This is a genomic window from Acinetobacter sp. ACZLY 512 (assembly GCF_023614015.1).
GTDB classification, from domain to species: domain Bacteria; phylum Pseudomonadota; class Gammaproteobacteria; order Pseudomonadales; family Moraxellaceae; genus Acinetobacter; species Acinetobacter soli.
In genome coordinates this window covers 23814-50345 of record NZ_JAKIVI010000014.1, presented here as the reverse complement: position 1 = coordinate 50345, position 26532 = coordinate 23814, and the positions used below count along the sequence as shown (strand labels likewise).

The following is a 26532-nucleotide window of genomic DNA, read 5'->3' as shown; positions in this document are numbered from 1 at the left end:
TTTACGACTAATAAATCATGTTTTAGACATTTCTTGTTTCAAACAAGTTATTAATTTATTAGTAATGCACTATTTTGATAATTGATTTTTTAAATAATTTTAATCTTATTAATTTAAATTATATTATAAGAAAGATAGATTTTATAAATTTTTAAAAAATTACAGAAAAAAATATAGAATTGATTCAATCAATCTATATAGTTGCTTTAATAAAATTTTAAAGTTTGGCATTCAATATTTAAATAAGAATGCCAAAAATGATACTTCAGTGAATCCCTGCTAAATCTCGCAATATATTCATAAATATCTCACGATCTTGCTGGCTATATTTTTTAAAGATTTCTTCTTGATGGGTATCGGCAATTTTAAACAAATAGTGTGCTATTTGTTTACCCTTTTCAGTTAATTCTAAAAAATCAGAATTATTTTTAATTAATCCATCAGCCGCTAAAATAGCGATAGCTTGTTCAACTTCCTGCATAGGCATTGCAATATCGCGGGGTAAATCATGCTTACTAGCAGCAGTGCCACTTGCCAAAACCAACAATAAACGGGCTTCACTGGTTCTATAACCAGATGTTAGTTGTTTTGGTAGATAATCGGCTTGATAACTTTTAAAAGCACGACTCATCAAATAACAGGCATTACTATAGAGTTGTCCTTGCTGGGCAGCATTTAGATCGGTTGTCGAGATACTCTCTTTAAGTTGCAAACTCGGATGTGGTATCACACTAGAGTATGCTCCTTGATGATAAAGCAATGGACTGCGCCCTTCATCTTGAAAGTTGACAACTTTTCCAACAATAATCCAGTGATCACCACCTTCAATAATTGCATGGCGCTCACACTCAAAAACGGCTGAGCACTGTTCCAAAATAGGTGCTAAACCCTGACCGAGTTTATAGTTTGTCTCCGCAAATTTATCGATATTACGACGCGAAAACTTATTTGAAAGTTCAATTTGCGAGCCAGACAGAATATTCACAGCAAAATGAGAGGACTGCTCAAATACAGTAAAGCTTGATGACTTTTTATCGATACTCCATAAAATGAGCGGTGGATCCAAGGATACCGAATTAAAACTATTGGCGGTTACCCCGACTTTCTCACCTTGCTCATTTTGCGCCGTCATAATGGTCACGCCTGTTGCAAAGTTGCCAAGCGCACGTCTGAATTGTAACGAATCGATCTGAATCTCTTTTAATGTATGATGTGTGTTCATCAGGCACTCCTTGATTGTTTTTTATTTTTTAAATCTCATCTGATCTAAATATCCAAGACCAGTCGGGCCGATTTGGCGCGCGAGCAACACACCAGAATCTGCTCGTTATCGGCTTTTTCTTCATCGGTAAAATATACATCCCGATGATCTGGCTCACCCTCAAGCACATCACACATACACGTTCCGCATACACCTTGTTCACAAGACATTTCAATACAAATTCCTTCACGCGCCAAGGCAGACAAAATGGTTTCTTCTGCATGCACGCGAATGGTTTTACCGGAGCGCTTGGCGACCACATCAAAAGCATCGCCGCTCAGATCAGCTTCAACCTGAAAATATTCTTTGTGAACCTGCTGATCTGGAAGCTTATGAGCTTTGGCTAAATTAATTACCCAGTCCATGAATCCATTTGGGCCACAGGTATAAATATGTGTATCTTCCAGAAGATGCTGCATAAATTGTTCAAAAAATTCCCGGTGATTTGCACCCTGATCTTTAAAATGAAAGGTGGTGTAGCTGGCCAGTGGTCCGTGTTTAAGCTCATCCACAAATGCGCTACTGTGTTCACTTTTAGCACAGTAATGCAGCTCAAATGATGCTTTTTCTTGGTGTAACGCATACGCCATCGCAATTAACGGCGTAATACCGATTCCCCCCCCAACCAAAATGCTGTGGCGTGCTCTGTGCAGTGGAAATAAATTTTTAGGTTGACTGACCTTTAACTGCATGCCAGTTTGAATCTCATGATATGCTGAACGCGATCCACCACGTGAGTCGGGATCATTTAATATACCTATTCGAAAAATCCCTTCTTGCTGTGGGTTTTGACACAAGGAATACTGACGAATCAGACCATTTGGCAGATGTAAATCGACATGCGCACCCGCCTCTACACAAGGTAAGCAAATACCCTTTCGTGCTGATTCAAGTTCAAGCACGACTACATTTTCACCTTGAATCTGACGATTTTTTACAATTACATCATAAAGTTCAGTCATTGCTGCCTCACTGATTATGTTGATGTTTTATGCGGTTTAGCGCATGAACAAGCCACCATTAATATCCCATGTGGCACCCGTTACAAAACCAGCATTTGGACTGGCCAAAAGCGCGCATGTTTGAGCAATAAACTCCATATTGCCTAAAGCCTTGACTGGAATATTGTTGATAAATTGATTTATTTTCGCTGTTGGAACCACGCTATGAACCATTGGGGACTCTAACGGGCCGGGTGCAATCGCGTTTACCGTCACACCCGAGGCTGCAAACTCTTTGGCAAAAATCTTGCTTAAAGTCACAATTGCGCCTTTAGATGCGGCATAGTGAGCACCTGTTGCGGTTCCTCCATTTTGACCTGCCAGAGACGCAATATTAACGATTCGACCAAAGCCTTTATTGGCCATATACTTGCCAATCAACTGACATGCCTGAAAGGTCCCTCTCTGATTAACTTGTGTAATCTGGTCAAAATCATCTGCGGTGATTTCAAGCACAGGCGTTGCCTTGGTCATGGTGGCATTGTTGATCAGTACATCTAAGCCATTAAATTGTTGATCAATCCATGTAATAGCCGCTTTAAAATCTTGCTCTTTTGAAATATCTAGCTTGAGCGGATACAGATTTTGAGCATAAGCGCTTAAACTTACGGCCTGCTGTGCTTTTTCCAACGTACTGGCAGATAAAATGACCTGATGCCCCAACCGCGCAAAATGCTCTGCAATTACATAACCAAGCCCTGAGGATGCTCCGGTCACCAATACAACTTGCTGCATATCCAGATCTCCTACAAGATGTAACTAATACCTGAGAGCGTATCGGTTGAGTTGACCAGATTGACGATCTTTCGCTGAATTTTAAGATGGCCTTCGTTTTGGCGTACCAAGTGATAGGTAATATCGGCGGTGTAGTGCTTTAAAGCTTCTTTACGAAATTCACGCAGGTTTTGTGCGCAGCGCAATACAATTTGATTGTCTTTATCTTCAATTACTCGCACCCGTGAAATACTGCGCACGGTATTGGCTTTCGGAGACGTCGAAATCGCTTCGCCATTTTCAAGTCGCTCGACCCGGAGCTTACGCATATGATGATCGTCATAAGCATAGTTCAGATGATTTTCGTAGTCGGTGAGTTTCGGATCGATAGGAATAATATAGGTTCCTTTTTCTTCCCAAAGCGATAACCAGTCACGGTATTCGGCGTGATCGAGCATATCGGCTTCTGCCCAGATAAAAGCGGTCACTTCATTCAGTACATTTAAATTTATATTCATGCTGCTCTCCTTTACGCCGTCATCATCTTTTTCCATTGCCGATACGCAGCACGCATGCCGGTTTCTGCACTGACATCACTTTTTAAACCATCTTCAGTGGCTACTTCTTCTGGTAAACCACGATTGAGCATAATCCATAGATCCTGACCAGCTTTAGCACCATGCTGAACTCGCTCCCACGCCTCAGAGTCGTCTGGTGTACCAAAGCCAAATGGCCCCTGAAAATGTTCATGCAAGCGCAAACGGTACTGATTAGCAATTTGCGGACCACCGTCCATAGTAATGACGGCGTGATGAATTTCGGTTTCATCTACAGAAATCGGTTGCATGACACGGAAAAATGCCATGGAGCAAGCGATATTCGGAAAAAGATTTAAATTGAACCCAGAACCACCTACCGCTCGTACAATACGGCGTACTTCAAGCTCTGCATGGCCTTCATCGCGAAGTGCCTGAGCTAAATCTTCAAAACGCTCCTGAATTGGTCGCTCCATCAGTTCTTCATCCAGATCAACCAGCTCTGGGATCATCACCATTACGCTGTGGCCATTGCCTAGATCTTCGACATAACCCGGCTGATCTTCAAAATTAAAGAGCACTTCGGTTTGCTGATCGACCGAACTTAAGAATGACTTGTGTACCAAAGGAAAATGGTAGGCATCTGTGGTGTTTTCTAGCTGGATTTTCCAGTTTCCAGGAAAACGAAAGCGATGCTCACCCAGCACTTTAATTGGATAGCCTGCACCTTGTTTCATAAATAGGTCAATCCATTTTTTTGCAGGCCCTAAAAAGTCATTTAATGGTTCAATATCATCTTTAAAGGTGGCAAAAATCATGCCGTTGTACTCTTCCATCCGAAGACGAAATAATGGCAGCTCACTTTTATCCAGACACTCTCCGTAGCTTTCAGGTGATGGTACGCCACGCAACGAACCATCGAGTGCATAACTCCAGCCGTGATAAGGACAAACAAAACTGTTGGTTTTGCCTTTTTTGTGCTCACATACGGTCGCTGCGCGATGACGACAACGGTTTAGCAACACATGAACATTCTTTTTGCGATCGCGTACCACCACCACGGGTTGTTGACCGATATTAATGGTTTTGTAACTCCCGCTTTCCGGAATTTCACTGGCATGCGCCACCCATACCCATGTGCTGTAGTAGATTTTTTGCATTTCATCGTCAAAAATTTTTGCGTCTGTGTATAACGAGGTATGTGCGCGGTCTGTCTGAACCAGATGGGCGTAATCGGTTTCATCCGGTCGCATTGGAATTAAACTGTTCATACTTATTCCTTTAAACTCTCTATTGTTTGGCTTGCCGTTTCGGGTACAGGTAGTTGATCTTCACTATCCCAATACGCAACTGGCCGGCTAAAAATATTTTGCGTTTGAAAATGGCTGATTTTCCAGCACCCCACAGGGTCACGTTTAAATTGAACGGTCAGCTTTGCGGCATTTAAATGTGCTTTTCCATCTCGAAAAGTCGATGTTTGCAACATCATCCAGCGCCCTGTGGCGCAATCTTGATCGACCTCAATTTGTTCCGAGTTCACAAAATGAGCATTCATCAAAAAATGTGAGTCGTGTTGAGTGTATTTTGCAAACATATTTGCAATTGCTTCGCTTCCTCGATACTGACCAAAGGTATTTTGATAACGCTGACCAATACCTTCCCAAATCGCATCTTGATCAAACAATGACATTAATAATTGAAGATCTGTATCTGCACCTAAACCATCGCAAAGCTCCATATAACGATGCAAGATATGGCGCACTGTATTGATGGCTTCTAGCTGATCAAGACGCTCAAGAATATGATGTTCAATCATGATGTGCTCTCTGATCAGTGCTGAATAATCAATTCACGCCCTACACGCGCTTCAACTTTGCAGTATTTCCAGAGTTTGTACGGGCCGTCTCCCACCACGGTGGTTCGAAACAGATTACATGCGGCATGAACGGTTTCAATATCTGGTACATCTGCCAGCAGATAGGTTGTCCATGGCCAACCTGAACTTGGCCCAACCATACTTTGGTCATCATCAAGATTACCCAATACCGTTACCCCTGAAAGCGTATGAATTCCATGCCACATTTCACCAAATGCAGCCCATACCGCTTTAGCTTCTGATGGTTCTGCATCGAAGAAGTTCTGGTTGATCCCCATGCAAAACAAAACACGTAGCGATGATTTTTTTTCCATTGTTTTAAGCTCCTAAAAATTACAAATAACCCGGGGTTGGATCTAAACCAAAACTCATTGCACCCGCATTGAGTAAGGATGCATCTCCCATAAAGGCATGTTGAGTGACCACGTTGGCATCATTGACAAAACGGCTAAACGGATTGTGGGTATAAATTGCAGTCATACCCGCCAGCATTTGCATAGTGCGCGTCACCTCTGCAGAAATACGGACGGCATGCGTACAAGCCAAGCGCATATCGCGAATATGTTCTGGAATGGGTGTTTGTCCTGTAATGATCTCACTCCAGACCCGATCCATTGTTTGGTAGAACCATGCTTTCGCAGATTGAAATTCGGCATCGGCCTTAGCAAATTCATATTGTGTTACGGGACGCTGTGCGATTTCGGCACCCCCAGTAATTGATGCTTTGCCGGGAGCTAATTGTTTAAATTCGTTTAGCGCTGCCGCTGCGATACCAATTCCCACCACCGAAAGCACCTGTGTGGCAAAAGAAAGTGATGGATATTTAAAAAAAGGCTCAGGCAATGTAGAAGCAGCACCGCGAATAAAGGTCCAGTCTTCTTTCACCAGTACATCATTTACAATCAAGTCATGACTGCCGGTACCTTTAAGCCCTACGGTGTCCCATGTCATATCAATTTGTACTTGGTTCGCCGGAATCACCGCCATCCGTGGCAACTGTGCCACACCCTCATTGCTGCGTGGAGAAATACCCACACCGACTATATCGGCTCCCATGCATCCACTTGAAAATTTCCAGCGTCCAGTCACCCGTATACCCTCTTGTGTCATTTGAGCGGCTTGGGGTGGGAAAATACCGCCTGCAAACACAACATCAGGACCATCTTTATAAATTTCGTGCAGCGTTGCCTCTGGCAATCCCGCCAAATAGGCAGGACTCATCCCGAAACTCGCCACCCATCCCACCGAGCCATCAGCCATAGCAATACGCTCAATGAGTTCACAAAATTCTCGCGGCGAACACTCGTCTCCACCAAAACGTTTGGGTACCAAAGCACGGTATACTCCTAATGCCTTGAGCTTCTCGACCACATCAAGCGACACATAGCCTTGTTCATCGAATTCACCAGTACAGGCACGCTCCCTGATCTCGACGCAAAAATCATCGAGCTGAACATCATGATTGATCTGGTGGGTTAAACTCATTCGAGATAATCCATTCATTGCTACATCTCCTTTGAATTAGAGGCATATGCTTGAACCAGATACGCGGCATAAGCACATAAATGTGGGTCATTGAAATGACGCGTCACCATTTGCAATCCAACTGGCTGCCCAGCGGTCGTTTCAAGTGGAATAGACACAGCTGGGTGGCCCGATAAGTTAAAAGGACGTACCAATGCAGTAAGATTTAAAAATGCCGCTGTGTTTTCAGCATCTTCAAGTTTTGGAGGTAACTGAGGCAAAGTAGGCAATAATACGGCATCGTATTGCTCTAAAATGACAGCGAGTGCATGCCTAAATTGTTCACGAATTTGATTGGCCTGCATAACATCTGTTGAGTTTGTTTTTGCTGCATTTTTTAATCGAGATGCAACATCTATCCCTAACAGATCTGTATCGATCAAATGATGAAATGCCTGATAGTTTTCATAATTAATGATTTGCATTCCTGCATCGTATGCTTCTTCAAAATGTGCAACTGATAACTTAGGTAAATTTTCTAGGCCACATACTTTTAAATATGAATGAATACTGTTCCAGATCAGTTCATCCGCCTGAACGTCCAACAATGCAAACTTAGGCGACGCTTTTGGTACATCCGCAGCTACAAAGCTTGGATCGATGCACGTCATGGCATGTGTTAAAAGATCAATCGTAGCTGCAAACGGCCCAACACAATCTAGCGAGCTATACTCTGGTAGAACTCCATTTCGACTCACACGCCCATAAGTTGGTTTCAGACCAAAGACACCACAGCAAGTTGCTGGCATACGAATTGACCCACCCGTATCGGTACCAATTGAAAAATCAACCAAACCTGCTGCTACAGCGGCGGCTGAACCACTTGACGATCCGCCAGGAATCAGCGTTGGATACTTTGGATTAATGGAAGTACCGGTAAAATGATTAATCCCTGTAATACCAAAAGCCAGCTCATGAAGATTGGTCTTGCCTACAACGCTACAATTATTTTCAATCAAATACTCAATGATATCAGCATGATGCTGTTCTTCTTGTGTGTTCGATAATGCTGCACTTCCCGCACAAGTTTGAAATCCTTGAATATGAATGGTGTCTTTTATGGCTACAGTGTGAATGCCATTTCCTACGCTTATTTTTTTTGAAAAAATATGATCCATGTCGCCCTCAACTGGTCACATGCTATACAGTTATGCTTATTAAATTTGATCATTTTAATTGAAATGTCAACTAATTTTTTAAATAGATTCTAGTGCTTTATTATGTTTTTCTCTTTGCACTAATTTGATACATATCTGTTTAAAATAATTAAAAACAATTACTTAATTAAAAAATTATATACCTAAACACTTTTTAAGCAATCATAAAAAAGCTATTTATTTCAATTAAATTTTTTATTAATTTTAGATTGCACTATTTTTGTTCAAAGATAATTGTAATTGAGACCAAAAAAAAAGCCCAAGTTTGCAATCAAGCATCCTTGGGCTTTTTGATCAGGGTCAAAAGCGAAATCAGTCAGTGTTAAACTCAATATTTCGGAGTGAATCCCAGAAGATTTTTAAATAATCATCTTTTCGAATTTTATTTTTAAAAATAAAAATTTGCTGTTTGATAATATATTCACGTGCATTAATGATTTTCAATTTCTTCTTGAGTAAATCTTCTTCAATGGTAATTTTAGGTAACCATGCAATTCCTGCGCCCTGTAAAACAAAATCCTTCAAATTATTTGCATGATCTGTTTCATATAAAATTCGATATTCAAGTTTGTTTGAAATTACCTGATCAACCAGATTTCTTAAGTATGCGTTCTTACTATACGAAAGAAGCGGAAAGCGATGATTTATATCATATTTTGCATTACCATCTTCATCAATCAATGTCACAGGAACAATTTCTGTATCACCAAGTTTTAAATGGGTAAGTACATCACTATTAATAGCTTTAAGCTTAGTTTCATCTGAATAGCAAATTAAAAAATCACAAGCACCTTCTTTTAATAGTTTAAATCCTTCCCCCACATTTGCAGCCACCAATTCAATTTTAAAATCTTTAATATAATCTGGAAACAATCTTAAAAACTTTGAAAAGAAAGTAGAACTTAATGAATGCACCACCGCAAACTTAATCGTCACTTCATTGCTTCGATTTAAGTTATTGAGCAAAGCCAAGGTCGCATTAAGTTGCTGTTCGATGCTTTTGGCCGTTGCCAGCAAAATCTGTCCAGCATCTGTAAATTCCATGTATCTCGAATTGCGCTCAAGAATTGCATAACCTAATGCTTGTTCGAGTTGTTGGATACGTCGGGTAAATGCAGACTGACTGACAAACCGACGTTCTGCTGCTTTTGAAAATGAACGTTCTTGTTCCAGGGTGAGTAGATCTTCAATCCAGCGAATTTCAAGACTCATTGCTTCATGTCATATGATGTTTGGCGCATTATAATCATGCTATGCAAAAATTGCATACTAAAATTAATCTATGCATTAGAAATTATGCATACCCAAATCTATGATGAATTATCTTGTTTAGATAGCGATACTAGAATGAACGCTGAAATTCAAACTCGTACAGAAAAGGATTTACTTGGTCTGCGTGAAGTACCAAACCAGTTTTATTTCGGAATCCAGACACTACGAGCAATTGAAAACTTCAATTTAAGCTCAAATAAAATTAACCAATACCCGAATTTGATCAAATCTTTGGCTATGGTCAAGCATGCCTGTGCCGAGGCAAACCATACACTGGGCAAATTGAGCGATCAAAAACTAAACGCCATCAAATACAGCTGCGATCAGTTGATTCATGGTGCTTACCATGAACAGTTCCCTATCGACCTTATTCAAGGTGGTGCAGGTACTTCAACCAACATGAACGCCAACGAAGTGATTGCAAACATTGGTCTTGAGCATTTGGGTTACAAAAAAGGTGAATATAAACACCTGCACCCAAATAACGATGTCAATATGTCGCAATCGACCAACGATGTTTATCCAACTGCAATTCGCTTAGGTCTATTGTTCAGTTTAGATGAAATGTACACCCCGTTTTCAAACCTGATTGCAAGCTTGCGTCAAAAAGGCGACGAATTTTCACATATCTTGAAAATGGGCCGTACTCAATTACAAGACGCTGTGCCAATGACCCTTGGTCAAGAGTTTAACGGATTTGCGACAACGCTTGAAAAAGATTTGGTTAAGCTCAAAGAAATTGCACCTAGCACTTTAAATTACATGAATTTAGGTGGTACCGCGATTGGTACAGGTATCAATACTGAGCAAAAATATACAGAGCTAGCAATTGAAGCACTTGCTCAGATTAGCCAGAAAAACATTAAATCTGCTCCAGATTTAATTGAAGCAACCTCCGATATGGGCGACTTCGTTTTACTTTCTGGTTTGCTTAAACGTACTGCGACTAAATTGTCTAAGATTGCAAACGACTTACGTTTACTTTCAAGTGGCCCACGCACTGGTATCAACGAAATCAATCTTGAACCACGCCAGCCAGGCAGTTCAATTATGCCAGGTAAAGTAAACCCAGTGATTCCTGAAGCACTTAACCTTGTATGCTTCCAAGTAATCGCAAACGACTTGGCTGTAACCTTGGCTGCAGAAGCAGGTCAGTTGCAATTAAATGCTTTTGAACCATTGATTGCATACAAGTTATTTGAATCAATTGAGTTGCTATCGAATGCGTTGGTGATGTTCCAAACCAAATGTGTAGATACCGTAACAGCGAATCAAGAACACTGTAAAGCTTTGGTAGATAACTCTATCGGGATTGTGACTGCATTGAACCCGTACTTGGGTTATGAAACCACGACCCGTATTGCTAAAACAGCCAATGAAAGCGGATTGAGTGTTTTAAGCCTGATTAAAGCAGAAAATTTGTTATCTGATGATCAATTGGCCGAAATTCTTGCCATTGATAACATGGTACAACCTAAAGCTGAAACAGCTTAATCTTTCAAATAAAAAAAGGAGCGTATATCGCTCCTTTTTTTTGCACTTATTTTTCATCTAAAACACGATAACAAGTTTTCATTTATTCACTTTAATCTAATAGAGCAATCACAAGTTAAACGGTAGCATTAATCAAAATTATCCGTATCTACTTTAAGATACCATCGCTTTTACGCCTATAAATAAGGATTAAACATGACGGATTTACCAACACGCATGAAACACATTGAAATTTCAGAACCCGGTGATCCCGATGTACTTAAAATAACCGAAGCTGATCTACCCGAAATCAAAGATCATGAGCTGTTGATTCAGGTGAAAGCTTTTGGAATTAACCGCCCAGATGTATTGCAGCGCATGGGGCTGTACCCAATGCCAAAAGGTGTAACCCCCATTCCCGGACTTGAAGTCGCAGGTATTGTGGTTGCCAAAGGCAGTGCCGTCTCGCTTTTTAATATAGGCGATGAAGTATGCGCGCTCACCAATGGTGGTGGCTATGCCGAGTTTTGTGCTGTGCCTGAAACCCAAACATTACCGATTCCAAGCTCGTTAAGTTTTGAAGAAGCGGCCGTCGTTCCAGAAACTTACTTTACCGTTTGGGCAAACTTGTTCGATATTGGTGGTTTAACTGCTGGCGAAACGGCACTTATTCATGGCGGAGCCAGCGGAATAGGAACCACAGCACTGAGTTTATGCCATGCCATGGGAATCAAAACGTTTACCACGGTCGGCACAGACGATAAGGTTCAGGCTTTAGATGCGATCACCACTGCAATCAACTACAAAACAGACAACTTTGAAGACGTGATTCTGGAACAGACTCAAAAGCAAGGTGTTGATGTCATTTTAGATATTGTGGGTGGTAAATACTTTCAGCAAAATATGAATGTATTAAAACGCGACGGACGTTTGGTCATTTTGGGCTTTATGGGAGGGCGTTTCGCGAAAGACTTTGATCTTCAGCAGCTTATTTTAAAGCGTGCCAAAGTGACGGGCTCGACCATGCGTGCACGCACCGATGAAGAAAAATACACTATCGCCAAAGCCTTAAAAGAAAAAGTCTGGCCATTGATTGAGCAAGGTCAATGCCGACCGATCATTTATAAAACATTTACTTTTGATCAAATAGCGCAGGCACATACCGCGATGGAGAAAAGCGAACATATTGGAAAAATTGTGATTTCGATGAGTAAAACTTAAATAGAGTATTGTTTAATTGCTTTCATTTCTCCATTTTAGGCTGCTTTGATTCAGCTTTGTTTAATAGCTTAGAATGGAGAAAGTGAAAAATTAAGAACGGTTTTGAGAATAATCTAAGCCAGCTTGAATGGCGCCCAGCGCCACAACATGCGCTGCATTTTTTATCCGGTTCAGCTCGCATGCTTGCCATAACATAGGCAAGGTATTTTCTTGTGCTGATTGTAAAGCAGCCTCCCAATAACCGGGCAATTGTAAGGTGCCACCTCCTAAACTCAACTTTGATGGATTAAACAGGTGGATTACACTGGCCAGCCCCAACCCCAATGCAGCTCCTGCTGTTTGAATCATGTCTAAAACTTGGCGATCGTTTGCATGTGCTCTTAAAGCCAGATCTTTTGGTTGCAAGCCACATGCTTTGACCAGTGCTGCACCACTTGCCAAATCGTCTAATCTTCGAATCTGATCATGCTGTACAATCGGCAAATAACCCAATTCCCCTGCCCATCCACATGTACCAGTGAGCGGTTGCCCTTGCACCATTAAAGCAGCGCCTATAGCGGTACCCACCATTACAACACCAGCGGTTATGTCTTTCGAAGCGTGCGAAAATTCTTGTATAAGTGCCGCTTTGATATCATTTAGCACAGCTACTGTGTTACACCAAGCCTGCAACGCTTGAGTCGCTTGCCAACCATTAAATGCTGGCAACACATCAGACAACACTATATCACCCGAAGCATTGACCAACCCCGGAACTGCAAGACCAATACTACTCGGCATGAGTTCGCTTTGCGTAATAAAATTATCAAGATGAGCCAAAAGTTGATCTGGTGTAAACCCAATACCAGTACTATAAATTGCCTCGGCATGTTCACAGAGTAATAATAATTTTGTACCGCCCAGATCTATCCCAATAGAACTACTTCGCATATTTTTCCTAAAAAATATAGTCTCTTGCTCTATTTATAAAATGAAAAGAGTTGAAATACAGTTGAAGTTTGTCTGTTCCTCTTTAATGTTATGTGCTTTGAATGATTTATTAGACTAGAGGTAATCTCGATTATTAAACAAAGAGATATCATTTATGGCAAAAAAGTGACTGAGTGACGCCAAATTAATTGTTATACTATAACATCAGATTTAATCATGAACAAAAATGAAGCATTTTTACGTTTTAACCGTTTTCACTTTTTTTGGACTAACTTTAAGCGCTTGTACATCTATACAACATCCACCAAAATCGGCGAAACAGATTCAATCTGTACGTCCAAATGCAATACAATCCTCTGCTCTCGCCAAACCAATACCTGTCTCTTATATTGTATGGTTAGAACGTAATCTCAATCAGAAGCGTGTTTCTGACTATAAAAACTATTTAATAAGTCAAGGCGTTAATCTGGTTGCACCAGATTTTGAGTTATTCCGATCTGCGCGTGGCTGGCAAGCATGTCAGTACGATCAATACGATGTTCCTGATTCATCTGTATGGAATAATGCTGTACCGACACTCAAGTTACTCGCCTATTTGGTAAATTCTAATATCATTTCAGATATCGAACTGACTTCTGCTTATCGTTCACCAATGCTTAACGCTTGCGTAGGTGGCGCAAAAGAGTCTTCTCATATGCAAAACTCGGCGATAGATTTTCGCATTGGACCAGAATTTCCATCAGATTCAGATCAGCTGCGCATCGCCAGCAGCAAACGCAAATTATGTAAATTTTGGCAAACTGAAGGTCAGCGCTACAACATGGGCTTAGGCGTTTATAGTTCTGGTCAAATTCATATCGACACCAAGGGATTTAGAACATGGGGACCAGACCATACTTGGCATAGCTCAATTTGTGGTGAAAAAATTGAATAAATAAGCCATTTAAGCAGCTAAAGTAGCCCAAGAAAGATAAACACATAAAATCTGATTGATTATTTGTTATATTATAACATAACATTGAGATATTAAATTACTGCTTTTGGCAATCCATCGCAGTGATATCGGTGTGTTTTCTTTAAAAAGGACATAGCAAATGGTCAGCTCCTTAGCCAATCCGTCACATAAACTCCCAGTTACCGTACTTTCAGGCTTTTTGGGCGCCGGAAAAACCACATTACTGAATCATATTTTAAACAACCGTGAAGGTCGCCGTGTGGCTGTCATTGTCAATGATATGTCAGAAGTCAATATCGACGCTGCGCTAGTCAAAAATGGTGGCGCAGAACTTTCTCGAACCGATGAGAAACTGGTCGAAATGAGTAATGGCTGCATCTGCTGCACTTTAAGGGAAGATTTACTGATTGAAGTTAAACGCTTGGCAGAAGAAAATAAGTTTGATCAATTGGTGATTGAATCTACAGGTATTTCAGAGCCTCTCCCTGTGGCTGAAACCTTCACTTTTGCAGATGAAGACGGTATTTCTCTTAACCAGTTTGCACAATTAGATACCATGGTGACTGTAGTCGATGGATTTAATTTTCTTCGAGATTACAGCTCTTATGATCAGTTAAATGATCGTGGGGAATCTTTAGGTGAAGATGACCAGCGTAGCGTAGTCGACTTATTGATCGATCAAATTGAATTTTGTGATGTGATTATTCTTAATAAAATTGATTTAATTAATAGCGAAGAAAAAGAACGTCTGATTGCTATTTTGAACAAGCTTAATCCACGCGCAAAAATCGAAATTTCTGAATTTGGACGCGTATCACTAGATACTGTGCTAAACACTGGATTATTTGATTTCGATCAAGCATCTCAGGCACCGGGTTGGTTAAAAGAACTACGTGGAGAGCATGTTTCAGAAACTGAAGAGTACGGTATTAGCAGTTTTGTTTATCGTGCACGCCGTCCATTTCATCCTGAGCGCTTTTATGCCTTTATTAATTCTGAATGGCCAGGGGTTGTCAGGTCAAAAGGTTTTTTCTGGTTGGCATGTGAGCCAACACTTGCATGCTCATGGTCGCAAGCAGGTGCAATGGCACGCCATGGCGTAGCGGGTAGTTGGTGGGCGGCAACTGAGCCTGAAAACTGGCCTCAAGATGATCAATCGCTGGCGGCAATTGAAAAAAACTGGGATGAAAAAGTGGGTGATGCTCGTCAAGAGATTGTCATGATTGGCATGGAGATGAATGAGCAAGATCTGATCATGCAATTCGATCAATGCTTACTCACAGACACCGAAATGGCACTTGGTCCACAGCAATGGATCAAATTTTCAAATCCATTTAACTGGCCTTCACTCAATTAACCGATGTATAAACTTTTATGAACTCATCACTTCCAGACGTTTGCGTTTCACAATTACCAAATAATTTGATCGCACTGAAATGGGTTGGTATGGAAGGCATTGACCTTCCCCTTTCTATTCAACAATTTTATTATCCATTAAGTGCCAAAGTTGATATATATGTCAATCTGCCAAAAAGTGATATTAAAGGCATTCATATGTCGCGTCTGTATCGCTTACTCAATGAATTACATGACTTAGATGCTTCGGCCATTCATTCACTTTTGCAAGACATCATTTCTAGCCATCAAGATTGTGGTAGTGATGCTGCAAAGATTGTGCTGAAATTTGATTTGATGCTAAGCAGATCTGCACTGGTCAGCGCAGATCTGAATGGATGGAAAAGCTATCCTGTTTGCATCGAAGCAGAGCTGATCAATCATAAATTTCGGATAAATTATGCAGTTGATGTCTCGTACTCATCGACCTGCCCCTGCTCAGCGGCTTTATCGCGGCAATTGATTGCACAGGCATTTGAACTACAATTTAAAGACACGTACACATTGCCAAAATCAGACATAAAGCAATGGCTTGAAGAACATGCAACTTATGCAACGCCTCATAGCCAACGTAGTATTGCGCAGATTAAGATTGAAACAGATGATGCCAAGCAATTGATAAATTTAACTGAATTGATTGATAAAGTTGAGCAAGCCTTAAAGACACCGACTCAAACTGCGGTAAAACGAGCTGATGAACAAGCTTTTGCGCAGTTAAACGGACAAAATTTAATGTTTGTTGAAGATGCAGCCAGACGTTTATCGAGTGAACTTGATAAAACATCATTAAAATGGTCAATTAAAGTGATTCATCAAGAAAGTTTGCACGCACATGATGCAGTCGCAATTTCGATGTCATCTTGACTCGTAATCATTTAAAGATGAGTTCACGATCTTTTATAAATTTATCTGCTTTGCTTAGGCTATTTTGATACATAGTATCAAAATAGCTCAATTTAAATAAAATATCGGATGAATCTTTGAGATAGAAATGCAATTGATTAGAAAAAGATCATTCTTTCGTGTCTAGGAAATCACTGAAATTGCTTGTTTTTATCTTTTGCCAATACGATCTAAATCGTTAATGGCTTTTTATATCATTTTTGATCAGTCAAAATGATCAAAAAAGTCATTTAGCATTGTCTTGTAATATGAACTACAGCCAGTTCATGACTTTAAAGGCCATTTATTTAAGCCAGACCACGAAAAAAAATCGAAGCGTATAACTTCAAAGTGTCATTGAGTTTTCTGACTAAAAAACAATATGTTAGTTAAATTTAAAAAGGATTTTAAATAGATTGAATTTTTACGCTTCATAATAATTTTTATTTTTTTCAATAGTTTATAAATATAAAAAGCTATTTCCTCTTAATAATTCTCCTAATTTTTTAACTTCACTTGAATTGATTATGCATTCTTTGGCAACAAAAAAAGACCTATGAAATGCAGAATTGAGCACACTTTTTAATCCCTTTTCCACATTTCGAATCTAAAGCTTTCTCATTTTGGATGTTATATTTCGATTCGCTACATCTTAATTACTATCCATTCAGCGATATGTTTTAGTCAATTCTGTTTAAATTGTGTGACAAACAAACAGACTAGAATTTTGTCATTTTTTAACATTGCGCATTTCTCGCAAAGTTTACAATATATGCTATGAAATTTGGCATATAGTCTTTGCTCAATTACTAACAAAATTGATAATCAAAAGCAGAAATATATGCCTGAAAGAGCAAATTTTGCATAGATTTTGCAAGTATGGTTTGCACATTGATAAATTGGAGCAAGTTGAATGAGTTCAACCATTTTGGTAATTCATGGACCGAATTTGAACCTCTTAGGAACAAGAGAGCCAGAGGTGTACGGTCATCTGACACTTGATGATATCAATCAGCAACTCAAAACCCAAGCAGAATCTCAAGGTATCGGATTAGAAACTTTTCAAAGTAACTGGGAAGGTGCCATTGTTGATCGTATTCATCAAGCCAGACTTGACGGAATTTCACTGATTATTATTAACCCAGCAGCACTCACACATACATCGGTTGCGCTGCGGGATGCACTGTTAGGTGTAGATATCCCCTTTCTTGAAGTTCATTTATCGAACGTTCATGCTCGAGAAGCTTTCAGACATCATTCCTATTTGTCCGATAAAGCGGTTGGCGTAATTTGCGGTTTGGGAGCCAAAGGTTATGCCTTTGCTCTCGATTTCGCCATCCACAAAATTCAACCATCTATTTAATCCAACACGATTTAGGAACATTCACCTATGGATATTCGCAAAATTAAGAAACTCATCGATTTGATGATTGAATCTGACTTACAAGCGATTGAGGTTAAAGAAGGTGATCAATCTATCGCTCTTACTCGTCCAACACCAGTAATTGCAGCAGGTGCAATTGCAGCTGCGCCGGCGGCAGCGCCAGCGGCTCCAGCGCCTAAAACCCCTCGTGGTGCGGTAGAGACTTCTCCAATGGTCGGCGTATTTTATGCTGCCCCAAGCCCAGGTGAAGCTCCATTTGTAAAAGTTGGTCAAACGGTTTCTGCTGGTGAAACATTGGGTATCATCGAAGCAATGAAAATCATGAACCCGATCGAAGCAACTCAAAGTGGCGTGGTTGAAGAAATTTTGGTAAAAAATGGTGATGTAATCCAGTTTGGTCAACCATTATTCCGCTTCCGCGCATAATCTCACGGGGATAGCTATGTTGCAAAAAGTATTAATTGCAAACCGTGGTGAAATCGCGTTACGAATTACCCGGGCTTGCAAATCATTAGGCATTAAGACTGTGGGTATCTATTCAGATGCCGACAAGGACTTGATGCACTTACGTTTTGTTGATGAAGCGGTATGTATTGGGCCGGGTGCGAGTAGTGATAGCTATTTAAACATCCCAGCAATTATTACTGCAGCAGAAATTACAGGTGCAGATGCCATCCACCCTGGCTACGGTTTTCTTTCTGAAAATGCAGAGTTTGCAGAAATTGTAGAATCTTCTGGTTTTATTTTCATTGGTCCACGTCCTGAACATATTCGCCTGATGGGTAATAAAGTTTCGGCGATTATTGCCATGAAAAAAGCAGGCGTACCGACCGTACCAGGATGTGATCATGCGGTCACTATTCACAATGCCTTGGCAGAAGCAAAAGAAATCGGTTTTCCGCTGATTGTAAAAGCTGCTTCTGGTGGTGGTGGTCGTGGTATGCGTATTGTTGAGCGTGTAGATACGTTGCTTGAATCTGTTCAGGCTGCTCAGCGTGACGCAGAAATGTGGTTTGGCGACGATACGGTCTATATGGAGCGTTTCTTGCAGAAGCCACGTCATGTGGAAGTTCAGGTTTTGGGCGATGGTAATGGCCATGCAGTTCACCTGTACGATCGTGACTGCTCGCTTCAGCGCCGTCACCAAAAAGTGCTAGAAGAAGCACCTGCTCCTGGTTTACCTGAGCAAGCACGTGCCGATATTTTAGAAGCTTGTGTGAATGCATGTAAACTCATGCAATACCGCGGTGCTGGTACGTTTGAATTCTTGTTTGAAGACGGCGAATTCTTCTTTATCGAAATGAACACACGTGTTCAGGTTGAGCATCCTGTAACTGAAATGGTGACAGGTATCGATATTATTGAACAACAATTACGTATTGCTGCCGGTTTAGGTTTAGAACTGCAACAAGAAGAAATTGAAGTTCATGGCCATGCCATCGAATGTCGTATCAACGCAGAAGATCCAACCACTTTCTTACCTTCTCCAGGCAAGATCGATAGCTTCTACGCACCAGGTGGTGCAGGCATCCGTCTAGATTCACATATTTATTCGGGCTACAGCATTCCGCCTTACTATGACTCAATGATTGCAAAACTCATTGCACATGGTAAAGACCGCGAAACATCCATGGCTCGTATGCGTCAAGCATTAGACGAGATGATTCTGACAGGTGTAAAAACCAATATTCCATTGCATAAAGACTTGATCTTGCAAGATCCCGAGTTTTTAAAACAAGCCATGGATATTCATTATCTTGAAAAGCACTTGTTAAAACAGCTTGAAGCTGAAAAGCCTGCTGCAGCTGCAACACAAGAAAATGCTACAACTGAAAAGGCATAATTGTCATTTCATAAAAAAACCTCTCATGGATTCATGAGAGGTTTTTTTATTTGTGCTCTTGCTTAAGGTAAAACTCTGCGCAGCGTTGCAAAACATTGCTGACCTTTTTCATTGGCACAGAAGTTAATGGTATCTGCATTTTTCCAGTGTACAAAATACTGCGACACCTCACCTGACTGATCGACTTTTTGACCAGAACAATCAGTTTCGTTGTTGTCGTACTTGATTTGCATAATCAAACCAGCCAACTGCTCATTTTTATCTGGTGATGGTTGATAATCATAAATACCATACGACCACTCTTGGCCACTTTTTACAATCACTTCGTTGGCATTTCGAAAGTTATAATATTCAGTACATTTTTTATTATTAGGAATTTCCATTCCCCACAAGCCCATAATTTCAGGACGAGTCACAATTTTAATGGTACTCGGATTTAAATCCATAGTTTGCGGTTGTTCAGAAGCCTCAGGTGCTTTTAAAGGCGCCTCAGCCATGGCCCATGTAGAACAGAAGCACAATAAACCAACAATATAGATATTTTTCATAGATTTATTAACGACTAAATGCATACACTTAAATTAGCATATTTTTAATTGCTTTCATCTAATCATAACCATATATGAACAATTTAAATCGGCATCAACCCGATTATATGCCGGATTCATGCCGATAAAAGATATTACCTAGCGAATATGTGTGCCAACAGTCTCGTAGCTCACATCGTAATCGCGTAAGTTCAAATGCGCTAAACGCTGTCTTAATGTTTTCAACGACCACGGCCATGCAGCAAAATTACGGCCATTGGCATCTAAATAGTAACTTTTACAGCCACCAGCATTAAAAACCGTGGTTTGAAGGTGTTGTTGAACCTGCTCATTGTGGTATTTAAGGACTTGCGGTTTGACGGTCAGTTTACTAATTTTATGTTTTTTGATTTTTTGCAAACCATCTACAATGTAATTAAGTTGCGCCTCTGCCAAGCCAATAAAAGAATCATAGACCAGTACATTCGGACCAAGAACCAAAAATGCATTGGGTACATTTTCAATATTAGTGCCTAAATATGCTTCCGGTGATGTGCTTTTCCACAAATCGTGTAAACACTGACCTTTTTCGTTATAAACACGTCGTCCAATCGGAGGATGTGAAACTTCAAAACCCGTACCCCAAATAATGACATCGACCTCATGTTTTTCACCGTTGGCTGCAATCACGGTATTGCCCTCAACTTTGACCAAGCCATGAGGAATCAACTGAGTATTTTCTGCCTGCAATGCTGGATAATAGTTGTTTGCAAACAATAGACGCTTACAACCAATGGTAAAGTCTGGTGTAACTTTTTTACGTAGTTCAGGATCTTTGATTTGCGTTTTAAGTACTTGCTTAAATATTTCGCCCACTGGCTTCAACACAGCAGGATTACGTAAACCGAAATTGATTGCGTTAAGTGACTGCGCCACGGCCTGACGCCACGTGGCCTGAATAATAGGAAAGCGCTCAATCAGCGATTTACTTACATTACCCAATTCCATATCAGGTTTTGGAATAACCCATGGTGCAGTACGCTGAAATACATACAGCTCTTTGGCTAAAGGCTGAATTTGCGGCACAAACTGAATGGCAGAAGCACCGGTACCAATGACCGCAATCCGTTTTCCAGTTAAGTCATAATCATGATTCCACTTTGCAGAATGAAACATTTCACCTTTAAATGTATCTAAACCGTCTAACTTGGGAATTTGTGCTTCAGTAATCGGGCCTGTTGCAAAAATAACTGTACGTGACAAATAGGTTCCTTTTGAAGTTTCCAGTACCCAAAGATTTTGTTCGGTGTTCCAGCTGGCTTTAATGAGCTCAGTTCCAAATTCAATTTTTTGATCAATATGAAAGGTTTGGCTTACTTCTTCCAAGTAACTCAAAATTTCAGGCTGGCGTGCAAATAAATGGCTCCATTTACTACTGGGCGCAAAAGAGTACGAATACAAGGCAGATGGCACATCACAACCACAGCCAGGATAAGTATTTTCTCGCCATGTCCCGCCAACACGAGTGGCTTTCTCTATAATTTTATAATTCTCATAGCCTACATCATCTAAACGTTTTGCAGCAGCAAGGCCTGAAATACCTGCGCCTACAATAAAAGTATCATAAATATGTTGCGGCATTTTTGATGCATTTTCAGCAGTTGTCACTTCTTTTAATTTTGCTGTCATGGTGGTTTACCTTCAAATCAAACTTACTTAAATAAACTGTACGATAGACCTAAAAATTTGGTGTAAAGCACAGGTGACGTCCGTTTCATCAGCCAGAAAAGTTTGGCATCAAGTTGTGGAATGGTATAAAGCTCACCCGCATCCAGACGATTGAGTGTTAAACGTGCTACTGCATCGCTGGTGGTCAAGGCAAAATTCATCAGGGCATGATCTGCAAGTTTTGAATAGCGCCCCGGTATACGGCCGTTTTTGATGATGTTGGTGGGTACTAAAGTTGGGCACAATACATTCACCTTTACGTTGAACTTACCAAGCTCTGCGTACAAAGTTTCAGACAACGCACGAACACCGGCTTTAGTGACGTTATAAGCTGTCATTTCAGGTGCCGCAGTGTACGATGCCGCAGATGCAACATTAATGATGGCACCATAACCAAGTTGTTTAAACTTAGGCACAAAGTAATGACAACCATGAATGACACCCCATAAATTGATATTGGTCACCCATTGCCAGTCGTCTAAACTGATTTCATCAAACTTTCCACCCAAGCCAACCCCAGCATTGTTGATCACCAATGTTACCGGATGCTGCATGAGATGCTCGGCTTGCTCCGCCAGAGACTTGACCTGTTCTGCTTGACTCACATCACATTGAATCGCAAACGCTTTTGCACCTAATTGCTCGATTAAGCGTACCGTTTCTTCAGCACCAGTCAGATTAATATCTGCACAGACAACTGTAGCTTTGCGTTTTGCAAGCTCCAAAGCAAAACTGCGCCCGATACCACTTCCCGCACCTGTAACCACTGCATAGGCGTTAAAACTTGGTTTTTTATTTTTCCGTCCAAATAGCATCATCGTGATGTGTCCTTTTTTCTGAGCATTGCAATTGCATCGATTTAGCTACGAAGCGCCGGTGTAAAAACTTTCACAAGATACGGCGCAATGGCACCACCTTCTTTGAGTAGTTTTTCTTTGTAATACTCAAGGTATTCACTGGTATCGTGATCATTTGGATGAAAATCGCGACGTAAATAGTCAAAGATTTGCCCCATAGTGCTACCAAAAACACCATCATTTGGACTAAAGATCAGCGCTACACCGCGTTTGGCATCTTTCCAGAATTTGCGTGTCACAAGGTCTTTTGGTTGGCGTAAAACTGGCACAAACAATGTTGAAAACGGAATCAATCCCAAAATAGTTCCAAAGGCTATAAAGAAGCCTGCTGCACGTAATGCATAGTTTCCATTGAGTAATTGATAGACATCATACGCAATATCTTTATGCTCCGACTCTTCAAGCATATGCCACATCCACATCGCACGTGTTTTGGCATCATTTGAATAGTAGAAATTTTTCTCGTGCTTCATCATGTATTCTGCAAGCACAGCCGTAAAATGCTCGATTCCGGCCATCATGGAGAGCTTAAGTGGTTGTGGAAATTTTAAGAAAATATTGTCAAAAAACTTCTCTCCCAAAAAGCGATATAGTTTTACCGGGAAATTAACGGCTTCATGTGCAATCGCGTCATTAAATTCATTATGAAGTTTAGAGTGAATCGCCTCTTGTCCGATCAGCGATGTCACACGCTGTTTCAATAGCGGATCTTTCACGAAATCACGATGATACCGTGCGGTTTCAATGACCAGATCTTCACCATACGTCAAAAACACAGAGAGCGTTGCGAAAAAAGTACTGGCAAATTGATTGTTCATGTAAAACGCAAAATCAATCTCTTTTCCATCAAATCCAACTGCAATATGACGAATTGGAATTGCAGGTTTTTGGGTATAATCTGGTAACTCAAATTTAGGCATGGGCTTGAAAGCTTGGACTGATTTTTTTACTGCGGTCGAGATCATGGCGACACCTTCTTAAAGCATTCAATGGATTAAGCTGAAAGATTGTTCAGACTTTTTACATATCTTCATGCTAATCCGATGTGTTGTTCGGATTCAATTCGGGTCTAGATCATCTGATAAACTTTAATGTAGCTTAGGCTATTTATTCATACTCAAACCTTCATCTATTTTAAATTATTAATTTTTAATAAATTTATTTAACATATTGACTAAAATTACCATTAAATTTGATGCTTTGCGCAACTGACAATCTTCGATTTTTGATGTGCTTACTGGCTGAAGTTTGTTGTGTTTTTTGCTGTTCGGATTTATGTTTTTTAAATTGTTGTATTTGGCCTAACATGATAATTTGAATTATTGTTCGGATTTAAGGAATATCCATTGAGCACTCGAAAGCCGCGCCAAACACGAGCAAAAGTCACGGTAGATACCATTATTGAAGCTGGATTTATATCTGTAGCATTGCATGGTATGAGTGGAACTACAACTCGGCATATTGCAGATATTGCAGGTGTCAGTGTTGGGTCATTATATGAATACTTTAAAAATAAAGAAGAAATTTACGATGCGATGGCGGCATCATTTGTACAAGAAATTTTAAAAATGATTAAAGATCTTACGCCTGTCATTATGGATATGGAGCTAGAATCTGTCATTGAACTTATTTTTTATAATTTTCGAGATTTGCTCACCCGAAACAATGAACGCTATCTGATTTGTTTACGACATGCCAATGAGCTGCGTTATGACAAGTATATTAATCAGATTGAGCGGGAACTGATGAATATTGTCATGAAATACATGATGCATAATCCAAAGTACTTAAAGGTGAATAATCTTGCAGTTACAGCCTATGTCAGTATTAACAGCGGCATTTTTAATATTGCACGGCATTTGATTTTGCCCAATCCTTACATCAGTTTCGACGAGTTGGTAGATGGACTGAAAACCATGATTATGAGCTATATTAATGCCGAGCTTAAGAAAGCTGAACAATAATTAAAGCTCCTCTTTTGATTGGTCTAAACTAGAAAATGTACTTAAATTCTTCACCATTAATTCAAGGTTATTACGAATCAGAAAAGCCAGATTAATATCGACCCCTTGCAACATTTGCGCTTCGAGCTGCTGAACCACTTGGTTACATTGGTTTAGTTTGTCTAGTCCACTCGGTGTCACCGTAACTAGAATGCGTCGACCATGAGTTGGATCTGGTGCTTTTTCAATCCAGCCATTTGCGAGTAGATCTTGCAAAATTTTATTGGCCGATTGCGGTTTTATAAATGAACGTTCAGCAAGCTTGGCATTAGATAAATTCGGTTTGGCCGCCAGCACCGAAAGTGCAGTAAATTGCGGCAAACTAATCTCAAGCGCACTTAGGTGTTCAGTCAAATATTTGCTAATGATGCGGTCAACCCGAGCAATCATATAACTTAAGCGTGGCTCTTCTTCTCTTTTTCTATCAACTGAACTTGAACGTAGCATAATTTATCTTCATAAAAAATTAAAAAGTATGAGGCCAATCAGCCCCATACTTTTAAAAGAATGTTACTGAGCGCTTGAGCCATGCGCCAAATGTACAGGGTGTTTGGGCTTTCTGACAAGCATTAGTGCAGATATTGCAGCAATCAGGATAACCGGAATACTTGAACCAATGACGATAGTCGAGCTCTGACCTAACGAAAGTAGGAAACCTGCAACCAACGGTCCGGCAAAAGAACCGATTCGTCCAATTGCAACTGCTGCGCCCACCCCCGTGCCACGCATTTCGGTTGGATAATACATTGCCGCCAGACCATATAAAGCAGATTGTCCACCCACAATAAACAAGCCACAACCCACTGCAGAAAGTGCCAGCAATGCAACTGTTGGTGAAATTGACAGACAACACAAAGCGACCAGAATGCCCGCATAGATAAACTTAATCACACTGCTCATACGCATCTTGTCGAGCAGCATACCCATCAAAATAGAACCAAAAATTCCGCCTACATTGTATCCCATCTGTACATAGTTGGCTTCAAGTTTAGACAATCCTTGTGAACCCATAAGCAGTGGTAACCAGTTCAGCAAGAAATAGAGCACCACCAGCGTACAAAAGAAACTGATCCATAATTGAATGGTCGACATCCGTCTTTCTTTTGCAAACAGCACTTCCCAAAATGGTGTTGTACTTTGCAGGTGTGTTTTTTTCTGCAGATAGCTGTTGGATTCAGGTAAGAACTTCATTAAGAGTGGAATGAGTAATATCGGCGCAATACCACCCACATAAAAAATATGCCGCCACTCTGCATCACCTGCCATAAGCATAGCCACAACAGAGGTCAGTAGCCCTCCAAATGGAATGCCACTGTACATAATACTGACTGCGGTGGCCTTGCGGTTTTCAGCCACAGCTTCTGATGCAACCGTAATCATCATGGGTAATGCACCGCCCATACCTAAACCAGTAAAAAAACGAATCACCAGCAATAAGTTATAGTTGGTGGCAAAAGCTGTCAGTAATGACATGATCCCGAACAGCATAATACTCAAAATTAAAATCTTTTTACGGCCTACAATATCTGCCAAACGACCACCGATAATCGCGCCTGGCAGAGTTCCAATAATTGCAGCACTAAATGCCCAAGCCATTTGGGCATTATCTAACATAAATTCGGCACGCATTCGCGGTGCTGCTACACCCATCGATTGAAGATCAAAGCCTTCAAATATCGCTATAGCAAAGCACAGCAGTAACGTAAGTTTCGCCCTTCCCGATGCCTTCGATACGGTATCCATAGTCTCTTCCTTATTTTGACTAAACATCCTTTACGTTTTTATTGTCAATGTTCAAAGAACACACATAAAATATCAGTTAAGCTTATAAAAAAATCAATATGTTTTTTTATTAAATTTTCTTAAAAATATTTTTAATATTAAAAATCAAAATATTATAAAAAATTTATAAAATTCTTCAAAAAACGCTTGAATGTAAGTTTAACTGATATTAAATTAAATTAAATCCAAGACAGCATAATTTGTCATTCAA

Annotated in this window: 26 protein-coding genes; 9 read left to right on the top strand and 17 right to left on the bottom strand. The window is 40.3% G+C overall.

The window, feature by feature from the left end:
• Positions 1 to 265 precede the first annotated feature (265 nt).
• From L2096_RS13980 to L2096_RS13935, 10 genes are all read right to left on the bottom strand, one after another.
• Positions 266 to 1222 carry a p-hydroxyphenylacetate 3-hydroxylase reductase component gene (locus L2096_RS13980; protein WP_250365670.1) on the bottom strand — a complete coding sequence of 319 codons (957 nt, stop codon included), beginning with the start codon at positions 1220 to 1222 and terminating at the stop codon, positions 266 to 268.
• A 44-nt stretch (positions 1223 to 1266) separates the two neighbouring features.
• Positions 1267 to 2223, bottom strand: a complete 957-nt coding sequence (locus L2096_RS13975) for a PDR/VanB family oxidoreductase (protein ID WP_250365669.1) — start codon at positions 2221 to 2223, stop codon at positions 1267 to 1269.
• A 36-nt stretch (positions 2224 to 2259) separates the two neighbouring features.
• On the bottom strand, positions 2260 to 2997 hold the full coding sequence (locus tag L2096_RS13970) for an SDR family NAD(P)-dependent oxidoreductase (protein WP_250365668.1): 738 nt from the start codon (positions 2995 to 2997) through the stop codon (positions 2260 to 2262).
• 11 nt (positions 2998 to 3008) lie between these two features.
• Positions 3009 to 3494: an aromatic-ring-hydroxylating dioxygenase subunit beta gene (locus tag L2096_RS13965; protein ID WP_004937693.1), complete on the bottom strand. Its 486-nt coding sequence runs from the start codon at positions 3492 to 3494 to the stop codon at positions 3009 to 3011.
• An 11-nt stretch (positions 3495 to 3505) separates the two neighbouring features.
• Entirely contained in the window at positions 3506 to 4783 is a 1278-nt protein-coding gene (locus L2096_RS13960; protein ID WP_250365667.1) for an aromatic ring-hydroxylating oxygenase subunit alpha, read from the bottom strand.
• A 2-nt stretch (positions 4784 to 4785) separates the two neighbouring features.
• Positions 4786 to 5328, bottom strand: coding sequence for a nuclear transport factor 2 family protein (locus tag L2096_RS13955; protein WP_250365666.1), 543 nt, complete (start codon positions 5326 to 5328; stop codon positions 4786 to 4788).
• 14 nt (positions 5329 to 5342) lie between these two features.
• Positions 5343 to 5702, bottom strand: coding sequence for a hypothetical protein (locus L2096_RS13950; protein WP_004947469.1), 360 nt, complete (start codon positions 5700 to 5702; stop codon positions 5343 to 5345).
• A gap of 19 nt (positions 5703 to 5721) precedes the next feature.
• Positions 5722 to 6891, bottom strand: coding sequence for an acyl-CoA dehydrogenase family protein (locus L2096_RS13945; protein WP_502801299.1), 1170 nt, complete (start codon positions 6889 to 6891; stop codon positions 5722 to 5724).
• A gap of 2 nt (positions 6892 to 6893) precedes the next feature.
• The gene (locus L2096_RS13940) at positions 6894 to 8030 is read right to left on the bottom strand and encodes an amidase (RefSeq protein WP_250365665.1); all 1137 of its coding nucleotides are present in this window, start codon (positions 8028 to 8030) and stop codon (positions 6894 to 6896) included.
• Positions 8031 to 8381: 351 nt separating this feature from the next.
• The gene (locus tag L2096_RS13935) at positions 8382 to 9281 is read right to left on the bottom strand and encodes a LysR substrate-binding domain-containing protein (protein WP_004947478.1); all 900 of its coding nucleotides are present in this window, start codon (positions 9279 to 9281) and stop codon (positions 8382 to 8384) included.
• A gap of 135 nt (positions 9282 to 9416) precedes the next feature.
• On the opposite strand from L2096_RS13935, the gene L2096_RS13930 reads away from it, so the two are divergent.
• Positions 9417 to 10835 carry an aspartate ammonia-lyase gene (locus tag L2096_RS13930; RefSeq protein ID WP_250365664.1) on the top strand — a complete coding sequence of 473 codons (1419 nt, stop codon included), beginning with the start codon at positions 9417 to 9419 and terminating at the stop codon, positions 10833 to 10835.
• Positions 10836 to 11030: 195 nt separating this feature from the next.
• Positions 11031 to 12035: an NAD(P)H-quinone oxidoreductase gene (locus L2096_RS13925; protein ID WP_119690514.1), complete on the top strand. Its 1005-nt coding sequence runs from the start codon at positions 11031 to 11033 to the stop codon at positions 12033 to 12035.
• Between the two features lie 90 nt (positions 12036 to 12125).
• Here L2096_RS13925 and L2096_RS13920 read toward each other — a convergent pair whose 3' ends face one another.
• On the bottom strand, positions 12126 to 12965 hold the full coding sequence (locus L2096_RS13920; RefSeq protein WP_250365663.1) for an ROK family protein: 840 nt from the start codon (positions 12963 to 12965) through the stop codon (positions 12126 to 12128).
• A 226-nt stretch (positions 12966 to 13191) separates the two neighbouring features.
• On the opposite strand from L2096_RS13920, the gene L2096_RS13915 reads away from it, so the two are divergent.
• From L2096_RS13915 to accC, 6 genes are all read left to right on the top strand, one after another.
• Positions 13192 to 13899, top strand: a complete 708-nt coding sequence (locus L2096_RS13915; protein ID WP_250365662.1) for a YcbK family protein — start codon at positions 13192 to 13194, stop codon at positions 13897 to 13899.
• A 160-nt stretch (positions 13900 to 14059) separates the two neighbouring features.
• Complete coding sequence (gene zigA / locus L2096_RS13910; protein ID WP_004937716.1) at positions 14060 to 15277, top strand: zinc metallochaperone GTPase ZigA; 1218 nt, start codon at positions 14060 to 14062, stop codon at positions 15275 to 15277.
• Positions 15278 to 15294: 17 nt separating this feature from the next.
• Positions 15295 to 16179: a GTP cyclohydrolase FolE2 gene (folE2, locus tag L2096_RS13905; RefSeq protein ID WP_250365661.1), complete on the top strand. Its 885-nt coding sequence runs from the start codon at positions 15295 to 15297 to the stop codon at positions 16177 to 16179.
• Between the two features lie 931 nt (positions 16180 to 17110).
• Positions 17111 to 17560, top strand: a complete 450-nt coding sequence (gene aroQ, locus L2096_RS13900) for a type II 3-dehydroquinate dehydratase (protein ID WP_111813002.1) — start codon at positions 17111 to 17113, stop codon at positions 17558 to 17560.
• A 27-nt stretch (positions 17561 to 17587) separates the two neighbouring features.
• The gene (gene accB, locus L2096_RS13895) at positions 17588 to 18007 is read left to right on the top strand and encodes an acetyl-CoA carboxylase biotin carboxyl carrier protein (protein ID WP_004937725.1); all 420 of its coding nucleotides are present in this window, start codon (positions 17588 to 17590) and stop codon (positions 18005 to 18007) included.
• 16 nt (positions 18008 to 18023) lie between these two features.
• Positions 18024 to 19424, top strand: a complete 1401-nt coding sequence (gene accC, locus L2096_RS13890; protein WP_004937728.1) for an acetyl-CoA carboxylase biotin carboxylase subunit — start codon at positions 18024 to 18026, stop codon at positions 19422 to 19424.
• 62 nt (positions 19425 to 19486) lie between these two features.
• Here accC and L2096_RS13885 read toward each other — a convergent pair whose 3' ends face one another.
• The 4 genes from L2096_RS13885 to L2096_RS13870 form a co-directional block, all read right to left on the bottom strand.
• Positions 19487 to 19996, bottom strand: a complete 510-nt coding sequence (locus L2096_RS13885; RefSeq protein WP_004937731.1) for a hypothetical protein — start codon at positions 19994 to 19996, stop codon at positions 19487 to 19489.
• Between the two features lie 114 nt (positions 19997 to 20110).
• Positions 20111 to 21640, bottom strand: a complete 1530-nt coding sequence (locus L2096_RS13880) for a flavin-containing monooxygenase (RefSeq protein WP_250365660.1) — start codon at positions 21638 to 21640, stop codon at positions 20111 to 20113.
• Positions 21641 to 21663: 23 nt separating this feature from the next.
• Positions 21664 to 22497: an SDR family NAD(P)-dependent oxidoreductase gene (locus tag L2096_RS13875; RefSeq protein WP_004937737.1), complete on the bottom strand. Its 834-nt coding sequence runs from the start codon at positions 22495 to 22497 to the stop codon at positions 21664 to 21666.
• 41 nt (positions 22498 to 22538) lie between these two features.
• Positions 22539 to 23501, bottom strand: coding sequence for a metal-dependent hydrolase (locus L2096_RS13870; protein ID WP_076032438.1), 963 nt, complete (start codon positions 23499 to 23501; stop codon positions 22539 to 22541).
• A gap of 381 nt (positions 23502 to 23882) precedes the next feature.
• Between L2096_RS13870 and L2096_RS13865 the strand changes: the two genes are divergently transcribed.
• Positions 23883 to 24500, top strand: coding sequence for a TetR/AcrR family transcriptional regulator (locus L2096_RS13865; protein WP_004937745.1), 618 nt, complete (start codon positions 23883 to 23885; stop codon positions 24498 to 24500).
• Here L2096_RS13865 and L2096_RS13860 read toward each other — a convergent pair whose 3' ends face one another.
• A complete protein-coding gene (locus L2096_RS13860) occupies positions 24501 to 24986 on the bottom strand; it encodes a MarR family winged helix-turn-helix transcriptional regulator (RefSeq protein ID WP_004937747.1) in 486 nt (161 codons plus the stop codon).
• A gap of 63 nt (positions 24987 to 25049) precedes the next feature.
• Positions 25050 to 26282, bottom strand: coding sequence for a 3-(3-hydroxy-phenyl)propionate transporter MhpT (mhpT, locus tag L2096_RS13855; RefSeq protein ID WP_250365659.1), 1233 nt, complete (start codon positions 26280 to 26282; stop codon positions 25050 to 25052).
• Positions 26283 to 26532 lie beyond the last annotated feature (250 nt).

Bases quoted from the DNA above. Each gene is read 5' to 3' on its own strand.
- L2096_RS13980 (WP_250365670.1), bottom strand. From the start codon at position 1,222: ATGAACACACATCATACATTAAAAGAGATTCAGATCGATTCGTTACAA.
- L2096_RS13975 (WP_250365669.1), bottom strand. From the start codon at position 2,223: ATGACTGAACTTTATGATGTAATTGTAAAAAATCGTCAGATTCAAGGT.
- L2096_RS13970 (WP_250365668.1), bottom strand. From the start codon at position 2,997: ATGCAGCAAGTTGTATTGGTGACCGGAGCATCCTCAGGGCTTGGTTAT.
- L2096_RS13965 (WP_004937693.1), bottom strand. From the start codon at position 3,494: ATGAATATAAATTTAAATGTACTGAATGAAGTGACCGCTTTTATCTGG.
- L2096_RS13960 (WP_250365667.1), bottom strand. From the start codon at position 4,783: ATGAACAGTTTAATTCCAATGCGACCGGATGAAACCGATTACGCCCAT.
- L2096_RS13955 (WP_250365666.1), bottom strand. From the start codon at position 5,328: ATGATTGAACATCATATTCTTGAGCGTCTTGATCAGCTAGAAGCCATC.
- L2096_RS13950 (WP_004947469.1), bottom strand. From the start codon at position 5,702: ATGGAAAAAAAATCATCGCTACGTGTTTTGTTTTGCATGGGGATCAAC.
- L2096_RS13945 (WP_502801299.1), bottom strand. From the start codon at position 6,891: ATGAATGGATTATCTCGAATGAGTTTAACCCACCAGATCAATCATGAT.
- L2096_RS13940 (WP_250365665.1), bottom strand. From the start codon at position 8,030: ATGGATCATATTTTTTCAAAAAAAATAAGCGTAGGAAATGGCATTCAC.
- L2096_RS13935 (WP_004947478.1), bottom strand. From the start codon at position 9,281: ATGAGTCTTGAAATTCGCTGGATTGAAGATCTACTCACCCTGGAACAA.
- L2096_RS13930 (WP_250365664.1), top strand. From the start codon at position 9,417: ATGAACGCTGAAATTCAAACTCGTACAGAAAAGGATTTACTTGGTCTG.
- L2096_RS13925 (WP_119690514.1), top strand. From the start codon at position 11,031: ATGACGGATTTACCAACACGCATGAAACACATTGAAATTTCAGAACCC.
- L2096_RS13920 (WP_250365663.1), bottom strand. From the start codon at position 12,965: ATGCGAAGTAGTTCTATTGGGATAGATCTGGGCGGTACAAAATTATTA.
- L2096_RS13915 (WP_250365662.1), top strand. From the start codon at position 13,192: ATGAAGCATTTTTACGTTTTAACCGTTTTCACTTTTTTTGGACTAACT.
- zigA (WP_004937716.1), top strand. From the start codon at position 14,060: ATGGTCAGCTCCTTAGCCAATCCGTCACATAAACTCCCAGTTACCGTA.
- folE2 (WP_250365661.1), top strand. From the start codon at position 15,295: ATGAACTCATCACTTCCAGACGTTTGCGTTTCACAATTACCAAATAAT.
- aroQ (WP_111813002.1), top strand. From the start codon at position 17,111: ATGAGTTCAACCATTTTGGTAATTCATGGACCGAATTTGAACCTCTTA.
- accB (WP_004937725.1), top strand. From the start codon at position 17,588: ATGGATATTCGCAAAATTAAGAAACTCATCGATTTGATGATTGAATCT.
- accC (WP_004937728.1), top strand. From the start codon at position 18,024: ATGTTGCAAAAAGTATTAATTGCAAACCGTGGTGAAATCGCGTTACGA.
- L2096_RS13885 (WP_004937731.1), bottom strand. From the start codon at position 19,996: ATGCATTTAGTCGTTAATAAATCTATGAAAAATATCTATATTGTTGGT.
- L2096_RS13880 (WP_250365660.1), bottom strand. From the start codon at position 21,640: ATGACAGCAAAATTAAAAGAAGTGACAACTGCTGAAAATGCATCAAAA.
- L2096_RS13875 (WP_004937737.1), bottom strand. From the start codon at position 22,497: ATGATGCTATTTGGACGGAAAAATAAAAAACCAAGTTTTAACGCCTAT.
- L2096_RS13870 (WP_076032438.1), bottom strand. From the start codon at position 23,501: ATGATCTCGACCGCAGTAAAAAAATCAGTCCAAGCTTTCAAGCCCATG.
- L2096_RS13860 (WP_004937747.1), bottom strand. From the start codon at position 24,986: ATGCTACGTTCAAGTTCAGTTGATAGAAAAAGAGAAGAAGAGCCACGC.
- mhpT (WP_250365659.1), bottom strand. From the start codon at position 26,282: ATGGATACCGTATCGAAGGCATCGGGAAGGGCGAAACTTACGTTACTG.